The organism is Variovorax soli (assembly GCF_031454625.1).
In the GTDB taxonomy this organism is placed as follows: domain Bacteria; phylum Pseudomonadota; class Gammaproteobacteria; order Burkholderiales; family Burkholderiaceae_C; genus Variovorax; species Variovorax soli_A.
In genome coordinates, this window is the sequence record NZ_JAVDRF010000011.1 from 160,460 (window position 1) to 180,292 (window position 19,833).

The 19,833-nt window shown below is 69.9% G+C and carries 19 protein-coding genes; 12 read left to right on the forward strand and 7 right to left on the reverse strand.

What is annotated here, in order from left to right:
- Positions 1–42 precede the first annotated feature (42 nt).
- The 4 genes from mch to J2739_RS22075 are packed head-to-tail and all read right to left on the reverse strand — an operon-like array spanning position 43 to position 4,237.
- Positions 43–1,074, reverse strand: coding sequence for a methenyltetrahydromethanopterin cyclohydrolase (gene mch, locus J2739_RS22060; protein ID WP_309905597.1), 1,032 nt, complete (start codon positions 1,072–1,074; stop codon positions 43–45).
- Positions 1,071–2,222, reverse strand: coding sequence for an ATP-grasp domain-containing protein (locus tag J2739_RS22065; protein WP_309905600.1), 1,152 nt, complete (start codon positions 2,220–2,222; stop codon positions 1,071–1,073). Before J2739_RS22065 ends, mch begins: the two co-directional genes overlap by 4 nt.
- Positions 2,223–2,236: 14 nt before the next feature.
- A complete protein-coding gene (locus tag J2739_RS22070; protein ID WP_309905602.1) occupies positions 2,237–3,154 on the reverse strand; it encodes an NAD(P)-dependent methylenetetrahydromethanopterin dehydrogenase in 918 nt (305 codons plus the stop codon).
- Between the two features lie 27 nt (positions 3,155–3,181).
- On the reverse strand, positions 3,182–4,237 hold the full coding sequence (locus J2739_RS22075) for a beta-ribofuranosylaminobenzene 5'-phosphate synthase family protein (RefSeq protein ID WP_309905604.1): 1,056 nt from the start codon (positions 4,235–4,237) through the stop codon (positions 3,182–3,184).
- A gap of 338 nt (positions 4,238–4,575) precedes the next feature.
- Here J2739_RS22075 and J2739_RS22080 point away from each other — a divergent pair, with 338 nt between their 5' ends.
- From J2739_RS22080 to J2739_RS22130, 11 genes are all read left to right on the forward strand, one after another.
- On the forward strand, positions 4,576–5,112 hold the full coding sequence (locus tag J2739_RS22080) for an inorganic diphosphatase (RefSeq protein WP_309905606.1): 537 nt from the start codon (positions 4,576–4,578) through the stop codon (positions 5,110–5,112).
- Between the two features lie 612 nt (positions 5,113–5,724).
- Positions 5,725–6,639: a LysR family transcriptional regulator gene (locus J2739_RS22085; RefSeq protein ID WP_309905608.1), complete on the forward strand. Its 915-nt coding sequence runs from the start codon at positions 5,725–5,727 to the stop codon at positions 6,637–6,639.
- A 163-nt stretch (positions 6,640–6,802) separates the two neighbouring features.
- Positions 6,803–7,219: a malonate transporter subunit MadL gene (gene madL / locus J2739_RS22090; protein ID WP_309905610.1), complete on the forward strand. Its 417-nt coding sequence runs from the start codon at positions 6,803–6,805 to the stop codon at positions 7,217–7,219.
- Positions 7,220–7,224: 5 nt separating this feature from the next.
- Positions 7,225–7,989, forward strand: a complete 765-nt coding sequence (gene madM, locus J2739_RS22095) for a malonate transporter subunit MadM (RefSeq protein ID WP_309905612.1) — start codon at positions 7,225–7,227, stop codon at positions 7,987–7,989.
- An 11-nt stretch (positions 7,990–8,000) separates the two neighbouring features.
- Entirely contained in the window at positions 8,001–9,683 is a 1,683-nt protein-coding gene (gene mdcA / locus J2739_RS22100) for a malonate decarboxylase subunit alpha (protein ID WP_309905614.1), read from the forward strand.
- Between the two features lie 15 nt (positions 9,684–9,698).
- Positions 9,699–10,031: a malonate decarboxylase acyl carrier protein gene (gene mdcC / locus J2739_RS22105; protein WP_309905616.1), complete on the forward strand. Its 333-nt coding sequence runs from the start codon at positions 9,699–9,701 to the stop codon at positions 10,029–10,031.
- Entirely contained in the window at positions 10,028–10,924 is an 897-nt protein-coding gene (locus tag J2739_RS22110) for a biotin-independent malonate decarboxylase subunit beta (protein ID WP_309905618.1), read from the forward strand. The genes mdcC and J2739_RS22110 overlap by 4 nt, the downstream gene beginning before the upstream one ends.
- 9 nt (positions 10,925–10,933) lie before the next feature.
- Positions 10,934–11,635 (forward strand): biotin-independent malonate decarboxylase subunit gamma, encoded by a 702-nt coding sequence (locus tag J2739_RS22115; RefSeq protein WP_309905620.1) that lies wholly within the window; start codon positions 10,934–10,936, stop codon positions 11,633–11,635.
- Between the two features lie 7 nt (positions 11,636–11,642).
- On the forward strand, positions 11,643–12,335 hold the full coding sequence (mdcG, locus tag J2739_RS22120; protein ID WP_309905622.1) for a malonate decarboxylase holo-[acyl-carrier-protein] synthase: 693 nt from the start codon (positions 11,643–11,645) through the stop codon (positions 12,333–12,335).
- Positions 12,332–13,195, forward strand: coding sequence for a triphosphoribosyl-dephospho-CoA synthase MdcB (gene mdcB / locus J2739_RS22125; RefSeq protein WP_309905624.1), 864 nt, complete (start codon positions 12,332–12,334; stop codon positions 13,193–13,195). Before mdcG ends, mdcB begins: the two co-directional genes overlap by 4 nt.
- A complete protein-coding gene (locus J2739_RS22130; RefSeq protein ID WP_309905627.1) occupies positions 13,192–14,100 on the forward strand; it encodes an acyltransferase domain-containing protein in 909 nt (302 codons plus the stop codon). The genes mdcB and J2739_RS22130 overlap by 4 nt, the downstream gene beginning before the upstream one ends.
- A 44-nt stretch (positions 14,101–14,144) precedes the next feature.
- Here the strand turns inward: J2739_RS22130 and J2739_RS22135 are convergent, their stop codons facing one another.
- Positions 14,145–15,866, reverse strand: a complete 1,722-nt coding sequence (locus tag J2739_RS22135; RefSeq protein WP_309905629.1) for a bifunctional protein-serine/threonine kinase/phosphatase — start codon at positions 15,864–15,866, stop codon at positions 14,145–14,147.
- Between the two features lie 4 nt (positions 15,867–15,870).
- Positions 15,871–16,692 carry a formate/nitrite transporter family protein gene (locus J2739_RS22140; protein WP_309905631.1) on the reverse strand — a complete coding sequence of 274 codons (822 nt, stop codon included), beginning with the start codon at positions 16,690–16,692 and terminating at the stop codon, positions 15,871–15,873.
- A gap of 393 nt (positions 16,693–17,085) precedes the next feature.
- Here J2739_RS22140 and J2739_RS22145 point away from each other — a divergent pair, with 393 nt between their 5' ends.
- Positions 17,086–17,409 carry a hypothetical protein gene (locus tag J2739_RS22145; protein ID WP_309905632.1) on the forward strand — a complete coding sequence of 108 codons (324 nt, stop codon included), beginning with the start codon at positions 17,086–17,088 and terminating at the stop codon, positions 17,407–17,409.
- Positions 17,410–17,536: 127 nt separating this feature from the next.
- Here J2739_RS22145 and J2739_RS22150 read toward each other — a convergent pair whose 3' ends face one another.
- Positions 17,537–19,774, reverse strand: coding sequence for an NADP-dependent isocitrate dehydrogenase (locus J2739_RS22150; RefSeq protein WP_309905635.1), 2,238 nt, complete (start codon positions 19,772–19,774; stop codon positions 17,537–17,539).
- Between the last annotated feature and the right edge of the window lie 59 nt (positions 19,775–19,833).

Consider the following 19,833-nt stretch of genomic DNA (forward strand, 5'->3'; position numbering starts at 1 on the left):
TCCTGGGGACCGCGCTGCACACAGCGAGAGCGTGGGGGCGGTTCACTTCAGTGGCTCCGCGTCATTTCGTGCCTCCTGCAGCCACAGGCGCCGCAACAGCGCCATGTCGGGCGCACCGGCGTGCCAGGTGCGGCCGCTGTCGAGATTGCTGATCCACACCTCGGCCGGAGCGAACAGCGCGCCGTCGATCTTGTAGAAGTCGTAGGCCACTTCCTTGAAGATCTCCGCGAACGATCGGCCGTAGTCGCGCGAATTGCCGGAGGGCAGCGCATGCGCCAGCGCGCGGGCCGCGTCGTCCTCGCCGCGCACCGTCAGGTGCACGCGGCCGCCGTACAGGATGGCATCGTTGGTGCGCCCCATGGCCTCGACGCCATCGCTGCTCGCCGACGACAGCGGCGCGCTGGCGGCGCCGTCGACGATGTCCGCCAGCGCATAGCCCAGTTCGTGTGCCTTGTGCAGCGCCACCTCGAGCACGCGCGCCACGACCTGCGTCGTGCCGGCGCGGCTGGTGGTGGGCGTGAGGATCAGCGTCAGCGCCTGCGGCGCCAGATCGCAGTCGCGCAGCAGCTTGTCGATGATGATCTTCGGCGGCGCGCGATCGACTTCCAGCACCAGCACGCCGGTCTGCGCGCGATCGCGGTAGCCCAGCTCGCCGAAGAGCGTTTCCTTGACCGCCAGCGCGCGCGCCGGACCGGAGCCGAGCGAGAAGAACTTCTTGCCGCCGGTCTCCTCCTTCGATGCGGACAGGCTCCAACCCGCGTACTGGCTGCCCAGGCAGGCCAGGACCGGCTGGGAGCTGCGCACGTCGAGCCAGGTCGGCCAGCCATCGGCGCTGCCGCCGCTGCGCAGATCGACCTTCCCCAATCCGCCCATGCAGATCTCGGCGATCCGCAGCCCGGCCGCCACGCCGCCGGGCGCCTCGATGCCGGCATCGACGATCTGCACGCCGGTGTCGTCGCGGCGCACGTGCAGGCCCAGCGCTTCCGCATCGGCCAGCAGGCTTTCGACCAACGGACGCGCCAGCCGGTTGACGCTCAAGCCCGCGGCCGCGGCCGGCAGGGAGGTGTTGCTCATGCCAAGGTCTCCAGTGACTGCAGCAGCCGCTCACGGCCGTCGTTCAAGAGGGTGCGAACCTGCGCGGCGCTGCTTCCGCTCGCGGTCAGGGTGCACAAGGGATCGTCGATGTCGAAACGCTGCCCGGCATCGGGGAGGTCGCGAATGCCGGGCCATGCGGCGAGCCGCCGCGCCGCGGCTGCATCGAGCTGCACGGCGCGCCGCGCGAACACGATCTCCATGCCTTCGATGTCCTGCGCATGCCCAGGCGTTGCCGGCGGCAGTTCCGCGTCGAGGCAGGCGCGCACGTGCGCCTGCATCAGGCCCGGCGCGCCGGCCGGCCGGTGGTACAGGCTCATGCTCGCCGGCGGCCTCGGGTTGACTTCCAGCACGCCGATCGCCTCGCCGTCGCACATGAAATCGAGACTGCACAGGCCCCGCAGCTCGAAGGCCGCGGCAAGCGCGCGCGCGATGGCGGCCACCCGGCGAGCGAGCTCGGGCGCCAGTGGCACCGGCCCGACGGCGCCGCAAAAAACAAAAGGCCGCGCGCCGAATCGGCGAACACTCAGCGCGTTGAAGCCGAGCACATGGACATCGCTTCCATTGGCGATGAAGGTGGCCGACATCGGCAGCCCCGGCATCTCGCGCTGGTAGTAGCGATGCGCGGGGTGCCGCTCCTCCGCCGGCCAGGGCGCGCGGCGCACATGCCAGCCGCCGCACCCATGCGCGTCCTTCTGCAGCCACCCCTCCGCGGATTCGGGCGGCTCGAAGCGCACCGGCGGATGCGGCAGCTGCCGCGCCGCGAGAAAGCCGAAGAAGGCCGCCGGATCGCGCACGCGGCGCACCGCGGCCGCAGCGGTGCCGATCAGCGGCAGCAGCGCAGCGCCCTCTTCGAGCAGGCCGGGCTCGCCTTCGAAGCCGCTGCCGGCCACCCATCCCATGATCGGCGCTCCGCTTTCGCGCTCTTGCGCCAGCGCGCGCAAGGCGGCGAGGACGCGCGCCGCATCGATGTGGAGGCTCGCGGGCGCGCCGATCGGCAGCCAGCGCGAGGCGGCGCGGCGCGTGTCGACGTCGCCGAACAGGTCGAGCGCGACCACGTCGAAGCCGTCGTGCGCCGCTGCCTCGGCCATGGCGCGCGCGGAGATGGCGGCCACTGCGAGGGTTTGCATCGGGCGGGCGTGGCTCAAGGGGTCTTGGCAGCCTGCTCGGCCAGGAAGGCACGGGCGACTGCAAAGGCCTCGGGGAAGCTCAGCAGCTGCGGCTTCTCGGCCTCGCACATCTGCACCAGCAGCCGATGCTGCGTCTGGTACTTGACGTTGCCGACGGCCAGCGCGCCGATGCCGACGGCCTGGGTGCCGGCCAGCGGCTTGCCGTCGTCCATCACGCCGACCCCGGCGATGCCCTCGGGCGGCACGGCATTGACGTCCGCCGCCACCTTGAGCCGGGTGGCGGCGGCCAGTGCCTCGCTCGACACCACCTGGACGCCTGCCGCCGCGCAGGCCAGCAGGACATCGGCCTCGGCGATGGAGCTGCGCACCGCCGCCGGATCTCCGCCCGACAGGCCGTGCAAGGTGACGCCGAAGCGTCGCGCGCTTTCCTGCGCGGCTTCCTCGGCCGCGTCGATGCCGTTGCGGCTGGACAGGAAGACCTCGGCGCCGGCCTGCGCCGCGATCACGCCCGCCACGCGGCCGACCGGGCCCGTGCCGCCCAGGATCACCACGCGCTGGCCTTCCAGGCCTTGCGCGTGGTGGCGCTTCAGGGCAGCCTCGACGCAGGCCACCATGGCCGCCGCGGTGGTATAGGCGCCGCTCGGATCGGCCATCACCGAGACGACGAAGGGCTTGACCATCGAGGTTTTCGCGCGCTCGAGCATGTCGGCGGCCAGCTGGGCGTCGCGTCCGCCGATGAAGATGCCGGTGCGCGCGGCGCCCTTCGGCCCGCGCGAGAAGATGGTGTCCTGCGTCAGCGCGGTGATGCGGTCGAGGCCCACTTCACAGTAGGGCACGATGATCTGATAGCCCGCATCCGCGGCCATGTTGATGTCGAACGGACTCATCTGGCGGCCGGGGGTGAACATGTGGAGGATGCGGGGACGTTCCATAAGAGCCTTCGGAGGTGGAGGGTGTCTTCAATCGATGCGCGGCTGCCCAGTGCCGTCGCGCACCGTCGCGGAGCGGTTGCGGCCGGACACGATGCGCAGCTGCAAGCGCGCGTCTACCTGCCCCGCTGCCTGCGCGGCTTCGACCAGCGCTTCGGCGCGCGCTTCCGAAGGCAGGATCGCGAAGGCCGTGGGACCCCACGAGCTTTGGCCGATCGCCGGCGGCGGCCCGGCCTTCGGGTCGCGGCCCGCGTCGGCGATCCACTGCATCAGCCGGCCGACCGCAGGGCTCGTGAAGGCACCGCCTTGCGCCGGCGCGAAATGCTCGCCGAGCAGCTGCTGCATTCGCTGGATGCCTGCGGCGAAGGGCGCGAACTCCGCGCTCGCCGCGCCGGGCAGGATGCGCATCAGCACCTGGTGGCAGATGTCGGCGGCGCTGGACTGCGGCAAGGGCGCCAATGCGGCCAGGGCTTTCTTCTCCGCGCTGCCCGACAGGCCCTGGTGCGAGGGATCCTGGACCACCACGATGCGCCACGCTTCCGGGAAGGCCACGCGCGACAGGAGCGGCGCCGGCAAGCCGTCCGCGCGGGGGCCGCCGTCGACGAGCAAGCCGCCCGCATCGAAGCCCGCGATGCCGACGCCCGAGCGCGCGCCGCGGCCCAGCCAGTGCGCCAGCGTGGCGGTATCGAGGTCAAGCCCATGCCATTGGGCGAACGCCCGGCCGACGGCGCACGCGAGCTGCGTGCCGGACCCGAAGCCCGCGTGCGGCGGCAACACCTGCAGCAGCCGCAGGCACAGCGGCGCATGGCGGCCGCTGCGCTGGCGCAGCAGCTGCAGGAAGGCGGCGGCGCGGTCGAGCTCTGCGTGCGCGTGCGGCGTGTCTCCGGTCACGCGGTCCGACGGAGCCTGCGCCAACTCGACCTCGGTCGTGAAGCCATCGATCACCAGGCCGACGCTGCCGAACGCGCGCCCCAGTGAGCCGGCCGGGTCCAGAAAGCCCAGATGCAGCCGCCCGGCGGCGCCCACGCGCACGGTGCGCACGCTCAGGTTGCGCCTCGAAGCCAATGCGCTGTCGGGTGGGGTCATGGGCGATGCGGTGCGGTGAATGGAAGCTTGGACGGGATGCTCAAAGCAAGGGCTGTTCCGGGCAGCTCCGCAGGGCAGAAGCGCAGCCCGGCGCCTCGGGCGGAGCCGCCCCTGTCCCAGGACTGGAACACTGTGTCCCAGCCAGCCCGGGCCGGCTTGGCGGGGCCCGGCTGCGTGCATCGGCCGGGCGCGGCGCGGCTCCGCCGATCGATCCACCTGCAGCAGCCTGGCCTTCGGTTCGGCCTCTTCCTGCACCGGCACGCGCCCTTGTCTGCCACCCGTCCAGGTCCTGCGCGGCGAGCGTCGGAGTTCCTGCAACCGGACCTGCCTGACCCTTCATGAGCACATCCCCTGCGCTCGATCGACTCCCGCTTCGCACCGCCAGCGGCGACTACCAGGTCGTGATCGAAGCCGTGCAAGGCTCGCGCAACAAGCTCAAGTACGAGCCACGGCACCGCACGCTCCAGCTGCATCACGTGCTGCCGCTGGGGGTGTCCTTCCCCTATGACTTCGGCTTTCTGCCCGGCACGCTCGGCGCCGACGGCGATCCGCTCGACGCGCTGGTGCTGATGGACGAATCCGTGCCGCCGGGCGTGGTCGTGCCTTGCCGACTGGTCGGCGTCATCAAGGCCGAGCAGACCGGCAAGAAGGGCAAGACCCGGCGCAACGATCGCTTCCTGCTGGTGGCCAGCGGGTCGCACCGGTTCCGGCACTGCAAGGAGCTGGAGGACATCGCCGCCGACGTGCTGGACGAGATCGAGCGCTTCTTCGAGTTCTACAACCGGCAAAAGGGCGTGGACTTCCATCCGCTCGGACGCGAAGGCGCGCGCAAGGCCGAGGCATTGATCCAGGCCGGGCAACGCAAGAGCAGCTGAGCCGCGGGGAGCCGCGCGCCCGCGGAAGCAGTCGTGCGCCTGAAGCCGCAAGCCGTCGATGCCAGGCTGCGGTGCGGCTAGCGCTTGGCAGGCGGTGCCTGGTCGGTCTGTGTCGTGCCGGTGCCGGAACCATCGCCGGGATGCCGTCCCGTCAAACCGCCGGTTGTTCCGATCCCGGGTGTTCGCAGGTTGCCGCTGCGGGCTGCACGGGAACCGCCATCGGCGGTGCTGTCCGGCTGGCGATCGTCCTTCGGGACGGCCCGGTTCCGGGTGGCCGGCGGCTTTGCCGAAGATCCCTGCACCGACGGCGCCGCGGTGCCCTTGGGATTTCCCGTGGGCTGCGACATGGCAGGGACGGCGGCGATCGCAAGCGCGGCAAGGCCCCAGCGGAGGCAGGCGTTTCGAGGAGCAGGTGAATGCGGGGGACAGGTCATGCGTCACTCCTGAAAGGGTGAAAACACTCTTGGCCTTCGTGCGAGGCCGTGCCCTCGGCGATGGCGCGTATCGCGTGTAGGCCAAGCCCTTCCGGCCGTCAACGCAGCGGCCGGGCTGAAGACTGCACGGGCTGCGAGGCATGAAGCCTTACGATTCGCATCCATCCGCCAGCCGACCATGCACCTCCACGTCGACGAAGAGATCACCTTCCGCAGGCTCGAGATCCTGCTGGTCTTCATGGAGACCGGCAATCTCGCCCGCGCCGCCGAAAAGCTGGAGATCAGCACGGTCAGCGTGCACCGGGCCTTGCACGCGCTCGAAACCGGCGTGCGCTGCGCGCTGTTCCGGCACGAGGGCCGCAACCTGCGGCCGACCGAGGCGGCGCAGGCACTGGCAGAGGTGGGCCGCGAGGTGCTTCGCACCATGGTCGACGGGGTCCGCTCGACCCGCGAGGTGGCCGGCTACTCGGCCGACCGCATCCGCATCGGCTCGCTCTATTCCCTGACCCATCGCACGATTCCGGCACTGGTGATGGGCATCAAGTTGCGCAAGCCGGACATCCAGACCGAGCTCATCCTCGGCTCCAACGCCGACCTGCTGCAGAAGCTGCGAGACGGCGCACTCGATGCCGCGGTGATGGCCATTCCCAAGGAGGCTTCCGACGTCGAGTCGCAAGCCCTGTTCGAGGACGACATCCTGTTCGCCGCGCCGGTCGGCTCCCGCTACGCGGCGCAGAACGAAGTCGACCTGAGCGCCTGCGCCGGCGAGCGCTTCGTGACGCTGAAGGAAGGCTTCGTCACCTACAGCGGCTTCCTCGATGCTTTCGAGGTGGCCGGCTTCACGCCGAACGTGGTGATGAAGACCGGCGACATCTTCTCGCTGATGAACCTGGTGAGCGGCGGCGTCGGCTACACGCTGCTCCCGGGCCGGGTGCGGGGGGTGATGCCGCAACGCGTGCAGCTGATTCCGCTGCAGCCGAAGTTCCTCATGCGCCAGACCATCGCACTCAACTTCCTGCGCACGCGCGAACGCGATCCCAACCTGCTTGCCCTGCTCGCCGTTTGCCGCACGGCCGGGGCCGAATTGGCCTGAGCCCGCGCCTGCCGATCAGGGTTAACCCGCGATCGTTTCGTCCGACGTAATCGTCGCGCCGCGCCCTTGATTGATCGGAAGGGGTGGGCGCCGATACGGTACGTCCCCAGGGGGAAGAGGCCGCACCGTCGTGCGGCACACGCCCCCCCCGGAGACACACCCCATGATCATCTACGGCACCGCGCTGCTGGCTGTCTGCCACCTGCTCGGCATCTTCATCGGCGACCTGCTCGGGCAGGCGCTGGGCGTCAAGACCAACGTCGGAGGCGTGGGCATCGCGATGCTGCTGCTGATCTTCGCACGCCTCTACATGCAGAAGAACCACAAGCTGCCCAAGCTCACCGAGCTGGGCGTGGAGTACTGGGGCGCGCTGTACATCCCGGTCGTGGTGGCCATGGCGGCGCAGCAGGACATGGTGGCGGCCCTGCGCGGCGGCCCGGTGGCGGTGCTGTCGGCGATCGCGGCCGTGGCGGTCTGCGCCGTCGTGATCGCGGTGATCAATCGCAGCGAGCGCCCGGCCGACGCGCCCGTTTCCGCGCCGATGCTGCACGACAACCCCCTGCTCACCGAAGCGGAGTGATCGCCATGCTCGACATCCTCGAAAAAGCCGCCGCCCACAACGGCCTCGTCACCGCCTTCGCGGTGGTCGGATTGATCGTCCTGGTCTCCGGCCAGATTTCCAAGCGCCTGACCTTCGGCCGCATCCACGGCTCGGCTATCGCCATCGTGATCGGCCTGGCCCTGGCCTACTGGGGCGGCACCAAGACCGGCGGCCACAAGGGCCTGGCGGACCTGTCGCTGTTCGGCGGCATCGGCCTGATGGGCGGCGCGATGCTGCGCGACTTCGCCATCGTGGCCACCGCCTTCGAGGTGCAGGCCACGGAGGCGCGCAAGGCCGGGCTGATCGGCGTGGTGTCGCTGTTGCTGGGCACCGTGCTGCCCTTCGTGGTCGGTGCCGTCATCGCGCGCAGCTTCGGCTACTCGGACGCGGTCAGCATGACCACCATCGGCGCCGGCGCCGTCACCTACATCGTCGGCCCGGTCACGGGCGCCGCCATCGGCGCGACGCCGGAGGTCATGGCCCTGAGCATCGCGACCGGCCTGGTCAAGGCGATCATCGTGATGGTCGGCACACCGATCGCGGCCCGCTTCCTGGCGCTCGAGACGCCGCGCTCCGCGATGGTGTTCGGCGGGCTGGCGGGCACCGTCAGCGGCGTGTCCGCCGGGCTCGCCGCGACCGACCGCAAGCTCGTGCCCTACGGCGCGCTGGTCGCCACCTTTCACACCGGGCTGGGCTGCCTGATGGGCCCGTCCATCCTGTTCTTCGCCACCAAGGCCCTGGTGGGCTGAGGCACACACCCATGGACCGATTCAACTGGAATTCAAAGGCGCACAACCGCGCCGCGCGGCTGGCACGGGCCGCCGAAGCCCTGGGCCATCGGCTGCGCGGCAAGCAGGTCGAGGCCGAGGCGATCGCCGCCCTGCTCGAAGCCGTGCTCGAGCCCGGCGACCGCGTCTGCCTCGAAGGCAACAACCAGAAGCAGGCAGACTTCCTCGCGCAGGCCCTGGTGCAGGTCGATCCGCAACGCGTGCATGGGCTGCACATGGTGCAGTCGGTGCTGGCGCTGCCGGAGCACCTGGACATCTTCGAGAACGGCGTGGCAAGCCGGCTGGACTTCAGCTTCTCGGGGCCGCAGGGCGCGCGTCTCGCCAAGCTGGTGTCGGCCGGGCGACTCGAGATCGGCGCCATCCACACCTACCTCGAGCTGTTCGCGCGCTACTTCATCGACCTCACGCCGCAGGTGGCGCTGGTGGCCGCGCACGCGGCCGATGCGGAGGGCAACCTCTACACCGGCCCCAACACCGAGGACACGCCGGCCATCGTCGAGGCCACGGCGTTTTCCGGCGGCATCGTGATCGCTCAGGTCAACGAGCTGGTCGACGGCCAGTCCACCACGCTGCCGCGCATCGACATCCCGGCCGGCTGGGTGAGCTTCGTGGTGAAGGCGCCGCGCCCCAACTTCATCGAGCCGCTGTTCACCCGCGACCCGGCGCAGATCAGCGAGATCCAGATCCTGATGGCGATGATGGCCATCAAGGGCATCTATGCCGAGTACGGCGTGCAGCGCCTGAACCACGGCATCGGCTTCGACACGGCGGCCATCGAACTGCTGCTGCCGACCTATGGCGAGTCGCTGGGGCTCAAGGGCAAGATCGGCAAGCACTGGGCGCTGAATCCGCACCCGGCGCTGATCCCTGCCATCGAGGCGGGCTGGGTCGAGTCGGTGCACTCCTTCGGCTCCGAGCTCGGCATGGAGGACTACATCCGCGCGCGCTCCGACGTGTTCTTCACCGGCCCCGACGGGAGCCTGCGCAGCAACCGCGCCTTCTGCCAGGCCGCCGGCCACTATGCCTGCGACATGTTCATCGGCTCGACCCTGCAGATCGACCTCGACGGCAACAGCTCGACCGCGACGCTGGGCCGCATCGCCGGCTTCGGCGGCGCGCCCAACATGGGGGCCGACGCGCGCGGCCGCCGCCACGCGAGCCCCGCCTGGCTCAAGGCCGGGCGCGAGGCGCGGGCCGGGCGCACCGGCGCGGCCGGCACGCCGCGCGGGCAAAAGCTGGTGGTGCAGATGGTCGAGACCTTCCGCGAGCACATGCAGCCCGCCTTCGTCGACCGGCTCGATGCCTGGACGCTGCAGGAGCAGGCCGGCATGGCGCTGCCGCCGATCATGATCTACGGCGACGACGTCTCGCACATCCTGACCGAGGAAGGCATCGCCAACCTGCTGCTGTGCCGCAGCGATGCCGAGCGCGAGCAGGCGATCCGCGGCGTTGCCGGCTACACCGCCGTCGGCCTCGCACGCGACAAGCGCGCCGTGGAGAACCTGCGCGACCGCGGCGTGATCCGCCGGCCGCAGGACCTCGGCATCGACCCCCGCCAGGCCACGCGCAACCTGCTCGCCGCGCGCAGCATGCGCGACCTGGTGCGTGCTTCGGGCGGGCTGTACCAGCCACCCAAGCGATTCAGAAACTGGTAGCCGGAGAGACTCACGATGAGCGACCTTCCCGCAGGGCTCGAAACCCTGGACTTTTCCTACGCCGGCGGCCGACCCGCCGGACGCTTCGCGCCGGTGCTCGTCGGCGTCGTCGGTTCCGGCAATCTCGAGGTGATGCTCGAGCCGGCCGGCGGCAACGATTGCGCCGTGCATGTGGAGACCTCGGCACGAGGCTTCGCACCGATCTGGCAAGCGGTGATGGACGACTTCCACCTGCGCCATCCGCTGGCCGGCGTGCGCGTCTCGATCAACGACATGGGGGCCACGCCCGCGGTGGTGAGCCTGCGGCTCGACCAGGCCGTGGCCGAGATCGCGGGAGGCAAGCCATGATCAGCTACGCCGAATGCTCGGCGCGCGAGCGGCTCGCGCTGCTGCTCGATCCCGGGAGCTTTCATGAATGGCTGCCGCCGGCCGAGCGGATCACCAGTCCGCACCTGGCGCAGCTCGGCGTGCCCTCGGCCTTCGACGACGGCGTGGCGATCGGCCGCGCGACGCTCGGTGGCCGCCCCGTGTTCGTGGCGGCGCAGGAAGGCGCCTTCATGGGTGGCGGCGTCGGCGAGGTGCACGGCGCCAAGCTGGTCGGGCTGCTGCAGCGCGCGCTGCGCGATCGCCCGGCAGCGGTGCTGCTGCTGGCCGAGTCGGGCGGCGTGCGATTGCACGAGGCCAATGCGGGGCTGATCGCAGTGTCGGAAGTGATGCGCGCGCTGCTCGACGTGCGCGCCGCCGGCATCCCGGTGGTGGTGCTGATCGGTGGCGCCAACGGCTGCTTCGGCGGCATGGGCATCGTGGCGCGCTGCGCCGACCACATCGTGATGAGCGATGTCGGCCGGCTGGCGATGTCGGGGCCGGAGGTGATCGAGGCCTCGCACGGCGTGGAGGAATTCGATTCGCGCGACCGGGCGCTGGTCTGGCGCACCACCGGCGGCAAGCACCGCTGGCTGACCGGCGATTGCGACGCGCTGGTCGAGGACGACGTCGCCGCTTTTCGCGCGGCGGCCATCGCCGCGATCGGCACCACGAAGCCTTTGACGCTCGCGTCGCTCGAAGACGAGCACGCCTTGCTGAACAGGCGCCTGCACGCTCTCCCTGCCGACAGCGCCGACAACGCCGACAACGTCGGCCACGACGAAGCGACGCGGCTCTGGCGCGCACTCGGCATCGCCGACGCCGAGCAGGTCCCCGAGCTGCCGGTCCCCGCCCTGCGCGCGCTGCGCGTCGTCTAGGAGCCTCACATGCAGTGGAATTCTTTGGTCACCCAGCTCTTCGGCTCCTACCACGGCATGCGCGCGGTGGGCGATTTCCTGAAAGGCGAGGTCGTCTCCGAGGGAGCACCTCTCACGGTCATCGGCACCACGAACCACGCGCCGATCGGCGTCGAGCTCGCGCTTGCCCAGGCCCGCGTGGTGCTCGATGCGATCGCGCAGCATCCCGGCCGGCCGATCCTGCTCTTGATCGACACCCAGGGACAGCAGCTGCGCCGGCGCGACGAGCTGCTCGGCATCAACCGCGCCATGGCGCACCTCGGCGCCGCCATCGACCTGGCGCGCCGCCGCGGCCACCGGGTCATCGGGCTGGTGTACGACCAGGCCCTGTCCGGCGGCTTCATTACCTCGGGCCTGATTGCCGATGCCTGCTACGCGCTGCCGGATGCCGAGATCCGCGTGATGCGCATTCCCGCGATGGCGCGCGTGACCAAGCTGCCGGAGGACAAGCTCACGGCGCTGTCGCAGTCCAACCCGGTGTTCGCGCCGGGCGTGCAGAACTACGTGGCCATGGGCGGCGTGCGCGCGCTGTGGCGGGGCGACCTGCAGGCCGCCTTGCGCGACGCGCTCGCGCACACGCCGACGGAAGACCTGCGCGCGCGCGACGGTGCCGAGCGCGGCGGGCGCCGGCTTGCCGCGGCCATCGTGGAGCGCGTGCTGGACGCTGCCTGAGCGCCCCATGGCCACCCTGTTCCCCCTGCGGCGCCACCAGCTCGCGCGGCTTTCCGCGTCGGGCTGGGCCGGCGTCCTGCGCCGGTGCTGGGACCCCCAGGCGCGCGACTGCCTGACCCATTGGGCGACGCAGCAGTTGCCGCTGGTGGTGACGCGCCAGAGCATCGAGGCCGCGGCCGACGGATGGATCGCGCTGGGTCTGCCCGCGCCGGGGCGCTGGGACCGCCGCCGGCTGGCGCTGCGGGTGCCGCGCATGGCGGTGCTCCTGTTCGACGAGTTCCCTCGCCTGGCCGAGGTGCGGCGGCTGCTGCCGCTGGCGGCGCGCCGCCCGGTGCGCGATCTCATCGACGGGCTCGACGCCTGCGGTGCGACGCCACGCGTCTTCGGCAGCTACGGATGGCAGGCGCTGAGCGCCCTCGATCATGTGCGGCCGGAGTCCGACCTCGACCTGTCGATTGCCGTGGACGGGGCGGCGCACGCGGATGCGGTGGCGCACGTGCTCCAGGCCTTCGGCGGCGCACGGCCCCGGCTGGACGGCGAGCTCCTGTTCGTCGACGGCGCGGCCGTCGCGTGGCGCGAATGGACGCCGTGGCGCACCGGACGCACGCAGGCGGTGATGGTCAAGCGGCTGGACGGCGTCAGCCTGCAGCGCGACGCCACATGGTGCGATCGTGCGGCCCTGGCGGAGCTGGCCGCATGAGGACCTCCGCGCTCCCAGTGCCGGCGCAGCCGCGGCTCACGGCGGCAGCGATCGGGCGCGCCGCCACGCTCGCGTTGCACGACGAGCTGTCGCTCTCGCCCAAGCCCGGCCTGGTGACCTTGACCGACCGCGGCAGCCACGAGGACATGGACGCGCACACCTTCATGCGCAGCCTGTTCTCGCTGCGCCGCTACTTCGCGCAGATCGCCGAAGCCGGCTTCGGCGGCGCCGGGTTCGCGGTGCTGGAGCGCTGCGGCATCGCGGCCGAGGCGCGCATGCTTGCCGCCACCGGCGGCGTCAACACACATCGCGGCGCGATCTTCATGCTCGGTCTGCTGTGCGCCGCGGCGGGCGCCACGCTGAGCGAGGGCGGCGGCGCATTGCATCCCGACCGGTTGCGCGATGCCTTGCGCAGGCACTGGGGCGACGCGCTCGCCGAGCGCAGCCGGCGCCCGCCCACCCTGCCCGGCGGCATTGCCGCGCGGCGCCACGGCCTGCGCAGTGCCTCCGAAGAGGCGGCGCTGGCATTTCCCGTGCTGTTCGAGACCGCGCTGCCGGCGCTGACGACCGGCGTGGCGCGCGGCCTGACGCTGCGTGAGGCGCGGGTCGACACGCTGTTCCGCGTCATGGCCGTGCTGGACGACAGCAACCTCGCGCACCGCGGCGGGCTCGCCGGCTTGCACCACGCCCGAAACGCCGCACGCGGGTTCCTGGATCGAGGCGGCATCGCGCGGCCCGAAGGACTCCGGGAGGCGCAGGCCATCGCCGACGATTTCGTGGCGCGGCGGCTCTCGCCCGGCGGCGCCGCGGACACGCTCGCCGCAGCCTGCTGGATCGTTCGCGTGTGTCCGGGCGCATGAGCTTCGCACTGCTTTTTTCCGGCCAAGGCACGCAGCATCCGGCCATGCTGCCCTGGCTGGCCGACGACGCGCTCGTGCGCGAGATGCACGCGCGCCTGCGCATCGATGACTGGCGCCGCGCGCTCGCCGACCCGGGCTGGGCCGAGCGCAACGACAACGCACAGACGCTGCTGACGAGCCTCGCCCTGGCGGCCTGGCGCCAGCTGGCGCCGCTGGTACCGTCCCCCAGTGCCGTGGCGGGCTACAGCGTCGGCGAATTGGCGGCCTTCAGTGCGGCCGGCGTGATCGACGCCGCCACGGCCGCGGCGCTGGCCCCGCTGCGGGCCGAAGCCATGGACCGGTGCGCCGCCCGCGCGCCCGGCGGCCTGCTGGCCGTCGGCGGTCTTCCGGAACCCGCGCTCGAGCGGCTGCGCGCCGAGTCCGGTCTTGCACTCGCCATCCGCAACGGCGACCAGAACGTGATCCTCGGCGGCCCCCATGCCGCACTGGACCAGGCCGAAGCCAGGGGCCTGGCCGCCGGCGCGCAGTGCACGCGATTGCGCGTCAACGTCGCCTCCCACACGCCGTGGATGCGCGAGGCGGCAGAGCGCTTCGCGGTGACGCTGGCGGAGCTGCCTTTCGGGGCGCCGCGCGTCGTACTCTTCGGCAATGCCGGGGACCGCATCCGGGATGCATCGTCCGCCCGCGCATCGCTGGCCGCGCAGATCGCCACGACGGTCCGCTGGGACGAATGCATGGAAAACGTCATGGCGCGGCAGGTGCGCTGCGTGCTGGAGGTGGGGCCGGGTCATGCGCTGGCGCGCATGTGGAACCAGCGCTACCCCGCCGTTCCGGCGCGGGCCTGCGACGACTTTCGCAGCGCTGCAGCGGTCGCCGCCTGGGTGAACGGCCATGCGGCCGATTGACTGCAGGCGCGCAGGTCCGCGCGAGGAGCCGCCGGAGGAAAGCCTCAACGGCGCAACAGCGCCAGCAGCAGCACGCAGCCGAGCGCGAGCAGGAGCGACAGGGTCTTCCAGAACGCCAACGGGTCCCGCTCGATCAGGGGCGGGTACTTGCGGCGCTGAAGCGCCGCGTCGGGCCGGTGCAGGCTGAAGGCAAATTCGGACACGTCACCGTAACGCAGGTTCGGGTCGGGATGGACGGCCTTGCGGATGGCATCGTCGATCCATGAAGGGATGTCGCGCCGCGTCTCCTGAACGGCACGGTAGCGCAGGCGCTTTTGCTCGCCCAGGCTCCTGCACCGGATCATTTCGAGGCCATAGGGCAGGCGGCCCGTGAGCATCTGATAGGTGAGCACGCCCAGCGAGAACACATCCCCCCGCACGGACCCGTCGGCCCCGAGGAAGTATTCCGGCGCCATGTACTGGGCCATGCCGGGCAGCGGGTTGCGCGCTTCGATGCCCATCTCCAGGATGCCCGCCACGCGCGTGGCGCCGAAATCGATGATCTTCACCGTCCCCGTCGCATCGATGAGCACGTTCTCGGGCCGCAGGTCCTGGTGGACCATTTCCGCGCGGTGCATGGTGCGCAGACCGCGGGCGAGCTGGCCCACGATATCGCGGACGCCGTCGATGGCAGGCAGGGGGTGATCCACCATCCATTGCGCAAGCGTGTTCCCTTCCACGTATTCCATGGCGATATACAGCGCATTGCGCGGCCGCAGGGGTGCATGGGCCTTGAGCAGGTGCGCACTCTCGACGCGCCGCGCCACCCACTCCTCGAGCAGAAAGCGCTCGCGGTAGGCGGGGTCATCACGCAAGTCGATGGACGGCGTCTTGAGCGCCACCAGCTGCTGCGTCGCCTCGTCGGCGGCCAGGTGCACGTGGCTGCGGCTGCTGGCGTGCAACTCGCGCAGCACGCGATACCCGTCAAACACCATCCGCGGCTCGAGCAGCGGCGGCAGCGGCAGCTCGGCCGCCAGGCGGGACACCTCCGTCGACTCCGGATCGGGAAGGGACAGTACGCGGACCACCTGCACCGTGAGGTTGTCGTCGCTGCCGCCGTGCAGGGCCTCCGCGGCGATGGCCGCAGCCGCTGCGTCGAGGTCATCGGCGTGGCGCTCGATGGCAGCTGCCACGGCTGCGGGCGTCACGTGACCGTGCACGCCATCGGTGGCGAGCACGAAGGTGTCTCCGACTTCCAGCGGCACCTTGCGGTAGTCGATCTCGACCTGCTGGGCGATGCCGAACGCCCGGCCGAGGTAGCTCTGGCCGGCCCCCGCGTGGATGCGGTGGTCGGTGGTCAGCGGCTCGAGGGTGCGGCCCTGTACCTGGCAGATGCGCGCATCGCCGACATGGAACAGGTGCGCCGTTCGCGACTTGATGACCATCGCGCTGAAGGTGCAGACCCAGCCGCGATCCTTGTCGTAGCGGCCCTGCCCCAGCTGCGTCTGCGCAAACAGCCAGGAGTTCGTCGCGGCGAGCACCCGCTCGGCCGACTGCCTGACGGACCAGGCCTCGGACGTGCAGTAGTAGTCCTCCAGGAAGCTGGTGACCGCCGCCTGGCTGGCCTGGCGGCTGAATTCGCTGCTGCTGATGCCATCGGCCAGCGCGATGGCGATGCCCTTGGCCGCGAGCCGCCGGTCGGACGGCATGCACAGGCCATGGAAATCCTGATTGCTGGACTTGCGCCCGGGCCCGGAGTACTGGCCCGCTGCGATCGTCAGCGGCACGGGCTCAGGCGGAAACGCGCGGAACGTGCTTGCGCGCCGTCTTCACGTGCGTGGCATAGAGCGTCAGTCCCGTGAAGGACAAGCCGCCGACGAGATTGCCGACGACGGTGGGGATCTCGTTCCAGATCAGGTAATCCAGGAACGAGAAATGCGCGCCGGTGAGCAGCCCGAACGGGAACAGGAACATGTTCACCACCGAATGCTCGAAGGTCATGTAGAAGAACACCGTGATCGGCATCCACATCGCGATGACCTTGCCGCCGACGGTGGTCGAGATCATCGCGCCGACGACGCCGGTGGACACCATCCAGTTGCAAAGCATGCCCCGGATGAACAGCGTGAGCATGCCCGCCGCGCCGTAATGCGCATAACCCAGCGTGCGATTCTCGCCGATCTTGGCGATCGTCTGGCCGACCGCATTCGGCTCGGTCGAGAAGCCGAAGGTGAAGACGATGGCCATCATCGCGGCCACCGTGAACGCGCCGGCGAAGTTGCCGATGAAGACGAGGCCCCAGTTTCTGAGCACGCCCGCCGCGGTCACACCCGGCCGCTTGTCGATCAACGCCAGCGGGCTCAGGACGAACACACCCGTGAGCAGGTCGAAGCCCAGGAGATAGAGCATGCAGAAACCCACGGGGAACAAGACGGCGCCCAGCAACGGGTTGCCGGTCTGCACGTTGATGCTCACGGCGAACACTGCGGCAAGGGCCAGGATGGCGCCGGCCATGAAGGCGCGGATCAGCGTGTCCCGCGTGGACATGTGAATCTTGGATTCGCCGGCGTCCACCATCTTGGTGACGAATTCGGAAGGCACGAGGTAGGCCATGGGATCTTCTCCTTTGAGGTTCGGTGTGAGCGCGCGTTGAACGGCGACGAGCACCTGGACAGGTGCACGCGACCCACGGGACCAGTCGATCGGGCACTTCGTTGTGCGCGAGGCGGCGCGTCTTGGGACGCCGCTGCATTGCCGCACGCCGAAGGCGTGCGCTGGCCTGAAACGGTAGGAATGCAAGCGCCATGCCACGGCGAATGGCCGATCGGTACGGCTGAAAGGCGCGCTTCCGGCACTGCCGTGCAGCGCCGGCACCGTTCTGGCGCAGAACGGCGCTCCAGGGTGCGCTACGGCGGTGCGCCGTGATCGCCGTCACGCACGCGGATGCCGGAGATGCAGCGCGGGCGCTTCACCTGTTTCAGAATGGCGACATGAAGGAGACGTCTCATGCACGCGCTGGCCTTCCACACCCTGCTCTACCGGTACTTCTTCTTCGACTGGATGTTCCGTGACGTCACGCGCGGCAGCCTCCTCGAGCGCTCGGCGGCCTGGCGGCACAACCAGTCCCAGGCCGACTGGCTTCTCACCTACATGCATCGATGGCTGTGGTGTGCCGTTCTCCTGTATGGCGTGGGAGCCCTTGTGGAGATCGGGATCGGCGCGCCCGCGATGTCGGCGCTGTTCTATGTGCCGAGCGTCTTGAGCATCTCGTTGAATGCGGTGATCGTGGCGGCTTGGCTGGGGCTGAAAACCCTGTCAGCGCCCTTCTGAAGCGCTGGCGGCTGGCGCGAATGGCCTCCGCGTGCACCCGCCTCCGGCGCTCGGCTGCGAACAGGCCGTGCGCAGCGCGCCGACGTCGTGGCGTCGTCGCGGCCGCGCAGCCCGGCCATCCGCCCCGTCAGCCCGCCACGGCCGCGAGCGCCGCGTTGAAGGTCGGGCTCGGGCGCATCACCGCATCGGTCTTGGCGACGTCCGGCAGGTAGTAGCCGCCGATGTCGGCCGGCTGGCCCTGCACGGCGGCCAGCTCATCGACGATCTTCTGCTCGTTGGCCGAAAGCGCGTCGGCGAGCGGCTTGAAATGAGCCGCCAGCTCCTTGTCTTCGGTCTGCTCGGCCAGTGCCTGGGCCCAGTAGAGGGCCAGGTAGAAGTGGCTGCCACGGTTGTCGAGCTGGCCGGTCTTGGGCGAAGGGCCCTTGTTGTTGTCCAGCAGCTTGCCAGTGGCCGCGTCGAGCGCCTTGGCCAGGACCTTCGCCTTGGGGTTGTTGCTCTTGATGCCCAGTTCCTCCAGGCTCACGGCCAGGGCCAGGAACTCACCGAGCGAGTCCCAGCGCAGATGGTTTTCCTCGACAAGCTGCTGCACGTGCTTGGGCGCCGAGCCGCCGGCGCCGGTCTCGTACATGCCGCCGCCGGCCATCAGGGGCACGATGGACAGCATCTTGGCCGAGGTGCCCAGCTCCATGATGGGGAACAGGTCGGTCAGGTAGTCGCGCAGGATGTTGCCGGTGGCGCTGATGGTGTCCAGCCCGCGGATCACGCGCTCCAGCGTGTAGCGCATGGCGCGCACCTGGCTCATGATCTGGATGTCGAGCCCGGTGGTGTCGTGCTCGTGCAGGTACATCTTGACCTTGGTGATGAGCTGCGCCTCGTGCGGGCGGTAGGCGTCGAGCCAGAACACCACGGGCATGCCCGAGTTGCGCGCGCGCGTGACGGCGAGCTTGACCCAATCGCGGATGGCCGCGTCCTTGACCTGGCACATGCGCCAGATGTCGCCCGCTTCGACGTTCTGGCTCATCAGCACCTCGCCCGTGGCGAGATCGGTGATGTTGGCCACGCCGTCCTCGGGGATCTCGAAGGTCTTGTCGTGGGAGCCGTACTCCTCGGCCTGCTGCGCCATCAGTCCGACGTTGGGCACCGTGCCCATGGTCTTGGGGTCGAAGGCGCCCTGCCCCTTGCAGAAGTTGATGATCTCCTGGTAGATGCGGGCGAAGGTGCTCTCAGGCATCACGGCCTTCACATCCTTCAGGCGGCCATCGGCACCGTACATCTTGCCGCCGTTGCGGATCATGGCGGGCATCGACGCATCGACGATCACGTCGTTGGGCGAGTGGAAGTTGGTGATGCCCTTGGCGGAATCGACCATCGCCAGCTCGGGGCGGTGCTCGTGGCAGGCGTGCAGGTCGCGCTTGATCTCGTCCTGCGTGCTCTGGGGCAGCGTGCCGATCTTGTTGTAGAGGTCGACCATGCCGTTGTTGACGTTCACGCCCAGCTCCTCGAAGAGCTTGCCGTGCTTCTGGAAGGCTTCGCGGTAGAAGATCTTGACGCAGTGGCCGAACACGATCGGGTGCGACACCTTCATCATGGTGGCCTTCACGTGCAGCGAGAACATCACGCCGGTCTTGCGCGCGTCCTCGATCTGGCGCTCGTAGAAATCGAGCAAGGCCTTCTTGCTCATGTACATGGAGTCGATCACCTCGCGATCGAGCAGGGAGACCTTGGGCTTGAGCACGATGGTCTTGCCGCTCTTGGCGATCAGCTCCATCTTCACGTCGCGCGCCCTGTCCAGCGTCATCGACTTCTCGCCGTGATAGAAGTCCCCGTGGTGCATGTGCGAGACGTGCGAGCGCGAGGCCGGGCTCCACTCGGCCATGCTGTGCGGGTTCTTGCGCGCGAATTCCTTCACCGCCTTGGGAGCGCGGCGGTCGGAGTTGCCCTCGCGCAGCACCGGGTTCACCGCGCTGCCGATGCACTTGTTGTAGCGCGTGCGGATGTCCTTTTCCTCCTCGGTCTTCGGGTTCTCGGGGAAATCGGGAATCTTGTAGCCCTTGTCCTGCAGTTCCTGGATGGCCGCCTTGAGCTGGGCCACCGAGGCGCTGATGTTGGGCAGCTTGATGATGTTGGCCTCGGGCCGCAGCGTCAGCCTGCCCAGTTCCGCCAGGTTGTCGGGCGCGCGCTGCGCATCGGTCAGGAACTCGGGGAACTGGCCCAGGATGCGGCCGGCCACCGAGATGTCGCTGGTGGCGACGTCGATGCCCGCCGGCGCGGCGAAGGCCTGGATGATGGGCAGCAGCGAGGCCGTGGCCAGGCGCGGCGCCTCGTCGGTGAGGGTGTAGATGATCTGGGATTTTCCGGCGGTCATGGCGGCTTTCGGGTGGACTGAACAACAAGGCGATGCCACGCGCCCGCCAGCGAGGCGGG

Coding starts and splice junctions, on each gene's coding strand:
- madM (WP_309905612.1), top strand. CDS start 7,225: ATGCTCGACATCCTCGAAAAAGCCGCCGCCCACAACGGCCTCGTCACC.
- J2739_RS22150 (WP_309905635.1), bottom strand. CDS start 19,774: ATGACCGCCGGAAAATCCCAGATCATCTACACCCTCACCGACGAGGCG.
- J2739_RS22130 (WP_309905627.1), top strand. CDS start 13,192: ATGAGCTTCGCACTGCTTTTTTCCGGCCAAGGCACGCAGCATCCGGCC.
- J2739_RS22140 (WP_309905631.1), bottom strand. CDS start 16,692: ATGGCCTACCTCGTGCCTTCCGAATTCGTCACCAAGATGGTGGACGCC.
- mdcC (WP_309905616.1), top strand. CDS start 9,699: ATGAGCGACCTTCCCGCAGGGCTCGAAACCCTGGACTTTTCCTACGCC.
- mch (WP_309905597.1), bottom strand. CDS start 1,074: ATGAGCAACACCTCCCTGCCGGCCGCGGCCGCGGGCTTGAGCGTCAAC.
- J2739_RS22075 (WP_309905604.1), bottom strand. CDS start 4,237: ATGACCCCACCCGACAGCGCATTGGCTTCGAGGCGCAACCTGAGCGTG.
- J2739_RS22115 (WP_309905620.1), top strand. CDS start 10,934: ATGCAGTGGAATTCTTTGGTCACCCAGCTCTTCGGCTCCTACCACGGC.
- J2739_RS22145 (WP_309905632.1), top strand. CDS start 17,086: ATGCACGCGCTGGCCTTCCACACCCTGCTCTACCGGTACTTCTTCTTC.
- mdcA (WP_309905614.1), top strand. CDS start 8,001: ATGGACCGATTCAACTGGAATTCAAAGGCGCACAACCGCGCCGCGCGG.
- mdcG (WP_309905622.1), top strand. CDS start 11,643: ATGGCCACCCTGTTCCCCCTGCGGCGCCACCAGCTCGCGCGGCTTTCC.
- J2739_RS22080 (WP_309905606.1), top strand. CDS start 4,576: ATGAGCACATCCCCTGCGCTCGATCGACTCCCGCTTCGCACCGCCAGC.
- J2739_RS22110 (WP_309905618.1), top strand. CDS start 10,028: ATGATCAGCTACGCCGAATGCTCGGCGCGCGAGCGGCTCGCGCTGCTG.
- J2739_RS22070 (WP_309905602.1), bottom strand. CDS start 3,154: ATGGAACGTCCCCGCATCCTCCACATGTTCACCCCCGGCCGCCAGATG.
- mdcB (WP_309905624.1), top strand. CDS start 12,332: ATGAGGACCTCCGCGCTCCCAGTGCCGGCGCAGCCGCGGCTCACGGCG.
- madL (WP_309905610.1), top strand. CDS start 6,803: ATGATCATCTACGGCACCGCGCTGCTGGCTGTCTGCCACCTGCTCGGC.
- J2739_RS22085 (WP_309905608.1), top strand. CDS start 5,725: ATGCACCTCCACGTCGACGAAGAGATCACCTTCCGCAGGCTCGAGATC.
- J2739_RS22065 (WP_309905600.1), bottom strand. CDS start 2,222: ATGCAAACCCTCGCAGTGGCCGCCATCTCCGCGCGCGCCATGGCCGAG.